Source organism: Mitsuaria sp. TWR114 (assembly GCF_007997345.1).
In genome coordinates this window covers 1-4,325 of the sequence record NZ_VOSR01000631.1, presented here as the reverse complement: position 1 = coordinate 4,325, position 4,325 = coordinate 1, and the positions used below count along the sequence as shown (strand labels likewise).

At 71.1% G+C, this 4,325-nt stretch carries 4 protein-coding genes; 1 reads left to right on the top strand and 3 read right to left on the bottom strand.

The window, feature by feature from the left end; genetic code table 11:
• The 3 genes from FUT87_RS21140 to FUT87_RS21130 all read right to left on the bottom strand — a co-directional run.
• The coding region (locus FUT87_RS21140) for a HipA domain-containing protein (protein WP_186830674.1) at nucleotides 1-783 on the bottom strand (783 nt) is incomplete at its 3' end.
• A 59-nt stretch (nucleotides 784-842) separates the two neighbouring features.
• Nucleotides 843-1,163 (bottom strand): helix-turn-helix domain-containing protein, encoded by a 321-nt coding sequence (locus FUT87_RS21135; protein WP_147242296.1) that lies wholly within the window; start codon nucleotides 1,161-1,163, stop codon nucleotides 843-845.
• A gap of 151 nt (nucleotides 1,164-1,314) precedes the next feature.
• Nucleotides 1,315-3,738 (bottom strand): UvrD-helicase domain-containing protein, encoded by a 2,424-nt coding sequence (locus FUT87_RS21130; protein ID WP_147242295.1) that lies wholly within the window; start codon nucleotides 3,736-3,738, stop codon nucleotides 1,315-1,317.
• A gap of 80 nt (nucleotides 3,739-3,818) precedes the next feature.
• Between FUT87_RS21130 and FUT87_RS21125 the strand changes: the two genes are divergently transcribed.
• On the top strand, nucleotides 3,819-4,277 hold the full coding sequence (locus tag FUT87_RS21125) for a YchJ family protein (protein ID WP_147242294.1): 459 nt from the start codon (nucleotides 3,819-3,821) through the stop codon (nucleotides 4,275-4,277).
• Nucleotides 4,278-4,325 lie beyond the last annotated feature (48 nt).

Below are 4,325 nucleotides of genomic sequence, written 5' to 3'. Positions count from 1 at the left end.
CGGCTGGTCCAGCGCCTGCCGGGCGTCGATCGCGTGCAGCCGCCGCACCCGGCCGTCGTCCAGCCGTTGGCGGTCGAAGCGCTCGACCAGCAGGAGCGGCTCCGGCACGCGGTGCAGCTGCACGGCGGCAACGTCCAGGCCCGCGCGCGCCGCCAGGCGCATGCAGAAGTATTCGTTGAACGGCCGATCGGGCTCGTCCTGCGGCGCCGGCTTGAGCACATGCGTCGACGCCATCTGCGGCCCATCGACGAGGTACCAGCCGCCATCCGGCTCGACGTACACCCCGAGCTTGTCGCGGCGCCCCGGCAGCGCGCCGCGCACCTGCCCGTCCCAAGCGGCCAGCGGCGACGCGTCCGGGTGGCGCAGGCGCTCGGACAGCTCCTCGCGCGCGATGAGCCGCTGCGATGGACCGGCGCTGCGCTCGCGCTGCGTGTCGACCAATCGGACCGCGCCCGCCAGGTCGTGCCCGAGCCGCCGCAGCGCGCCGACCCGGTCGTCCGCCGCCAGGCCGAGCGCCGAGAAGGTGGCGCGCCGGAGCGCCCCATTCGGCAGCAGGCGGTCGAAGCAGCGCAGCACGGCGTCGTCCTGCGACTCGCTGCCCGGCCCGCCGCGCGCCGGCAAGGGCAGCGACGGCGCCAGCGGATACGCCAGGACCTCGGCGGTCCAGCGCGCCAGGTAGGCGAAGGACAAGCCCTGCGGCGAGCCCGGCTCGTCCGTTCCGACCGGGCGCAGCCACCCGATCTCATGCTCGTCGAGCCAGACCTCCAGCCCAGCCCGCCGCATGCCGACTCCCTCTCCCGCTTGCGGGAGAGGGAAGGGGTGAGGGCCAGCAGCCGTCGGGCTCATGCGCTCTCGTCGAGGTCGGAGAACTTCGAGTCGCGCGCGGTGCGGATCGCGCGCCGCACGACTTCCCGCTGCTGCGAGGGCACGGCGAAGAGGCTCACGCCCAGCGCTCTGGCGGCCTTGAGCACGGTGGACAGGCTCACGCCGCCTTGGCCGGTCTCGATATTGATCAGCGTCTGGCGCGACATGCCCAGCGCCTCGGCGGCTTCGACCAGCGGCAGGCGCGCCGTGGTCCGCGCGGCGCGCACGGCATTGCCGAGCGCGACCGCGTCTTCAATCATCGGATCGTCCGGGGGATCGATCGGTACGACAGTACGCATGGAGATTCCAGAATCAAAAACACAGTCATCGGATCTCCCTCCCGGCAATCGTGATTCCTGTTTGCTGGAATCTTTGATGCCCCGCGCATTCTGCGCTCATCCGGCCAGCACGGCATCCCGCAGGGCATGCCGGCCGCCGGACGCCCCCGGTTCAATCGATCGGCGTCAGCTTGGCCACGCTGAGCGCCAGCCACTTCGTGCCATGGCGGCCGAAGTTGACCTGCGCCCGCGCGTCGGGCCCGCTGCCCTCGAGCGTCAGCAGCACGCCCTCGCCGAACTTGGTGTGGAACACGCCCTTGCCCACGCGCAGGCCGCCGTGCTCGTCGCCGGTCTTCTCGGCGGCGGACTGCTTCATCGCGCTGGGCACCGGCGCCTGGGGGAAACCGCCCGGATCGACGCGGCCCGCGCCCACCATGGACTTCAGTCCCGAGCCGCGCTGCCAGGCTTGCTGGTAGTCCCGCGCGAAGCCCGAACCGAAGCCCTGGTTGCGGGGCGTCAGCCACTTCAGCGTTTCCTCGGGCAGCTCCTCCATGAAGCGGCTCTTGATGTTGTAGCGGGTCTGGCCGTGCAGCATGCGCGTCTGGCAGAAGCTGATGTACAGCCGCTGCCGCGCGCGGGTGATGGCCACGTACATCAGCCGGCGCTCTTCCTCGAGGCCGTCCGCGTCGGACAGCGAGTTCTCATGCGGGAACAGGCCCTCCTCCAGGCCGGTGATGAACACCGCGTCGAACTCCAGGCCCTTGGCCGAGTGCACCGTCATCAGCTGGATCGCGTCCTGCCCGGCCTGGGCCTGGTTGTCGCCCGCCTCCAGCGAGGCATGCGTCAGGAAGGCCGCCAGCGGCGAGATGATCTCGCCGGTCTCGGCGTCGGGCGTGGCCGGCGCGGCCGGCGCCACGGCGGCCGGCAGCCCGTCGGCGATCGCGCCCGGGGAATGCTCGTCCACCGGCAGCGCCACGGCGTCCTTGCCGAAGCCCTCCTGCGTCACGAAGGCCTCGGCGGCGTTGACCAGTTCGCCCAGGTTCTCCAGCCGCTCCTCGCCTTCCTTCTCGGCGCGATAGAACTCGGCCAGGCCGGAATGCTCGATGACGTGCTCGATGATCTCGCGCAGCGTCAGGCCGGTGGTGGCCTCGCGCAGCGCGTCGATCAGCGCGACGAAGTTGCCCAGGCTCGCGCCGCCGCGACCGCCGACGGCGCCCACGCTCTGCACCAGCGAGCGCCCGCTCGGCCGCGCGGCGTCCTGCAGCTGCTCGATGGTGCGCGCGCCGATGCCGCGCGCCGGGAAGTTGACGACGCGCAGGAAGCTGGTGTCGTCGTTCGGGTTCTCGAGCAGGCGCAGGTAGGCCAGCGCGTGCTTGACCTCGGCGCGCTCGAAGAAGCGCAGGCCGCCATAGACGCGGTACGGGATGCCCGCGTTGAACAGCGCCGACTCGATCACCCGCGACTGCGCGTTGCTGCGGTAGAGCACCGCGATCTCACTGCGCGGCAGGCCCTGGCGGTGCAGCGCCTGCGCCTCCTCGAGCAGCCACTGGGCCTCGGCGAAGTCGCTGCTGGCCTCGTGGACGCGCACCGGCTCGCCGGGGCCGGCCTCGGTGCGCAGGTTCTTGCCCAGGCGCCGGCTGTTGTTGCTGATCAGCGCGTTGGCGGCGTCCAGGATGTTGCCGAAGCTGCGGTAGTTCTGCTCCAGCTTGACGACCTGGCGCACGCGGTACTCGCGCTCGAAGTCGGCCATGTTGCCGACCCGCGCGCCGCGGAAGGCGTAGATGCTCTGGTCGTCGTCGCCGACGGCGAACACGCCCTGCCCGCGCCCCGGTGGCGCGAACATCTTCAGCCAGGCGTACTGCAGCTTGTTGGTGTCCTGGAACTCGTCGACCAGGACGTACTGGAAGCGGCGCTGGTAATGCTCGCGCACCGCCTGGTTGTCGCGCATCAGCTCGTAGGAGCGCAGCATCAGCTCGGCGAAGTCGACCACGCCTTCGCGGGTGCACTGGTCCTGGTAGGCCTGGTAGATGTCCACCAGCTTGCGGGTCTGCTCGTCGCGCAGGTCGATGTCCTTGGGCCGCAGGCCGTCTTCCTTGGCGCCGGCGATGAACCACGACACCTGCTTCGGAACGAAGCGCTCCTCGTCCAGGTTCATCGCCTTGATCACGCGCTTGATGGCGGAGACGGTGTCGCCCGCGTCCAGGATCTGGAAGCCCTGCGGCAGGCCGGCCAGCTTCCAGTGCGCGCGCAGGAAGCGGTTGCACAGGCCGTGGAAGGTGCCGATCCACATGCCGCGCACGTTCACCGGCAGCATCGCGGACAGGCGGGTGACCATCTCCTTGGCGGCCTTGTTGGTGAAGGTCACCGCCATCACGCCGGCGGGCGTGGTGTAGCCCTGGCTCATCAGCCAGGCGATGCGCGTGGTCAGCACGCGGGTCTTGCCCGAGCCGGCGCCCGCCAGGATCAGCGCGGGCTCCTGGCCCAGCGTCACCGCGGCGTACTGTTCGGGGTTGAGGTTGTCCAGCAGCCCGCGCGGTGTGAACAGATCGTCTTGCGGCGGGGTCGGCCGGCCGTCGCCGAAATCCTGGGAATTCATCCAGCCATTCTAAGTTCCGGGCCGCACCGGCCGGTGACAGCAGGCCGGTCCGGCCCGGAGGCTGGCATGATGCCGCCCCCATGAAGCCCGAAAAGACCAAGACCGCGGCCACCAGCGTGGCCAACAGCGCGGCCACCGGTGGGATCGCCGCGACCCCGTGCCCCTGCGGCAGCGGCCGCGGCTACGACGCCTGCTGCGGCGCGCTGCACCGCACCTTCGCCGAGACCGGCGCGCTCACCGCGCCCGACGCGCAAGCGCTGATGCGCTCGCGTTACACCGCCTACACGCTCGACCTGATCGAGTACCTGCTGGCGACCTGGCACCCGGACACGCGGCCCGAGGCCCTGGAGCGCGGCGAGCGCGACCTGAAGTGGCTGGGCCTGGAAGTGCGGCGGCACAGCCGCCAGGATGCGGACCACGAGACGGTGGAGTTCGTCGCGCGCAGCAAGGTCGGCGGCCGCGCGCACCGGATGCACGAGATCAGCCGTTTCGTGCGGGTGCACGGCGCCTGGCTCTACCTGGACGGGCAGATCGACTGACGACCCGGACCGCTGGCGCGCGACGCACCACGCCGCCCAGCGCCAGCA

Bases quoted from the DNA above. Each gene is read 5' to 3' on its own strand.
- FUT87_RS21125 (WP_147242294.1), top strand. From the start codon at position 3,819: ATGAAGCCCGAAAAGACCAAGACCGCGGCCACCAGCGTGGCCAACAGC.
- FUT87_RS21135 (WP_147242296.1), bottom strand. From the start codon at position 1,163: ATGCGTACTGTCGTACCGATCGATCCCCCGGACGATCCGATGATTGAA.
- FUT87_RS21130 (WP_147242295.1), bottom strand. From the start codon at position 3,738: ATGAATTCCCAGGATTTCGGCGACGGCCGGCCGACCCCGCCGCAAGAC.